At 67.6% G+C, this 1,491-nt stretch carries 2 protein-coding genes; one reads left to right on the plus strand and one right to left on the minus strand.

Annotated elements, in window-relative coordinates; genetic code table 11:
* The first annotated feature begins 86 nt into the window (after positions 1-86).
* Positions 87-1,202: an IS630 family transposase gene (locus ACZ4AA_RS38460; RefSeq protein ID WP_467613379.1), complete on the plus strand. Its 1,116-nt coding sequence runs from the start codon at positions 87-89 to the stop codon at positions 1,200-1,202.
* Here ACZ4AA_RS38460 and ACZ4AA_RS38465 read toward each other — a convergent pair whose 3' ends face one another.
* Positions 1,203-1,442 carry a hypothetical protein gene (locus ACZ4AA_RS38465; protein WP_467613380.1) on the minus strand — a complete coding sequence of 80 codons (240 nt, stop codon included), beginning with the start codon at positions 1,440-1,442 and terminating at the stop codon, positions 1,203-1,205. It lies immediately after the preceding gene.
* Between the last annotated feature and the right edge of the window lie 49 nt (positions 1,443-1,491).

Genomic DNA, 1,491 nt, shown 5'->3' on the forward strand with positions numbered 1-1,491 from the left:
CTAGTGCTCTGACCACATAGGTTCGCCGCGTTGGTGGTCATGGCGGTTGGATGTGTGGTGACGTCCGTCTGACCGCTGGGGGTGTGGTGGCTGATCCTGTTCGTGTGCGCAGGTTGTCCGACCAGGAGGGGCAGAAGCTGCAGCAGATCGTGCGCCGGGGCAGTACCAGTACGGTGCGCTATCGGCGGGCGATGATGCTGCTGGCCTCGGCCGGCGGGAACCGGGTGCCGGTGATCGCGAAGCTGGTGCAGGCCGACGAGGACACCGTCCGGGATGTGATCCACCGGTTCAACGAGATCGGCCTGGCCTGCTTGGACCCTCGGTGGGCGGGAGGCCGTCCCCGCCTGCTCAGTCCTGACGACGAGGACTTCGTCGCTGCGACGGCCACCACCCGCCCGACCAAGCTCGGCCAGCCCTTCACCCGCTGGTCCATCCGCAAACTCGCCACCTACCTGCGCCGCGTCCACGGCCGCGTCATCCGCATCGGCCGTGAGGCATTACGGTGCCTGCTCGCCCGCCGCGGCATCACCTTCCAACGGACCAAGACGTGGAAGGAGTCACCGGACCCTGAGCGCGACGCCAAGCTCGATCGCATTGAGCACGTCCTGGACCGCTTCCCTGACCGCGTGTTCGCGTTCGACGAGTTCGGCCCGCTCGGCATCCGCCCCAGCGCCGGATCGTGCTGGGCCCGGGCCGGTCACCCCGAGCGGCACCCCGCGACCTACCACCGCACCCACGGTGTCCGGTACTTCCACGGCTGCTACTCCGTCGGCGACGACACCCTGTGGGGCGTCAACTGCCGCAAGAAGGGCGCCGACAACACTCTGGCCGCACTCAGGTCGATCCGGGCCGCCCGCCCGGATGGTGCCCCGATCTACGTCATCCTGGACAACCTCTCCGCCCACAAGGGCGACACGATCCGGCGCTGGGCGAAGAAAAACCGGGTCGAGCTGTGCTTCACCCCGACCTACGCCTCTTGGGCCAACCCGATCGAGGCCCACTTCGGACCGCTTCGACAGTTCACCGTCGCCAACTCCAACCACCGCAACCACACCGCACAGACCCGGGCTCTGCACGCCTACCTGCGATGGCGCAACCAGAACGCCCGTCACCCCGACGTCCTCGCCGCCCAGCGGAAGGAGCGTGCTCGCATCCGCAGCGAGAAGGGCATCCGTTGGGGCGGACGATCGCTCGCCGCGTGATCAGTCGCTGACGTTCAACGTCGCGTACTCCTGCACGCCGAGCCCGGCCAGCACGGAACGAACCCGTTCCAGTGCCACCCCGCGATCGAGGCTTCCCTCGATCTCCAGGTCGAGATGACAACGTTCCATCCCGCTGCCCGCGCCCGTGATCTCCCCGTCGGGACCAAACGCGGCATCCAACGCTTCCTCGACCTCATCTCGGTCGATGGGCAGACCGGCAAAGACGATCTCAACGAACATCGCGTTCCTCCCCTCCGGCCCGGCGAACCATACCGGTCACGGCACTAGC

This window comes from Streptomyces sp. NPDC024698 (assembly GCF_055559015.1).

Bases quoted from the DNA above. Each gene is read 5' to 3' on its own strand.
- ACZ4AA_RS38465 (WP_467613380.1), bottom strand. From the start codon at position 1,442: ATGTTCGTTGAGATCGTCTTTGCCGGTCTGCCCATCGACCGAGATGAG.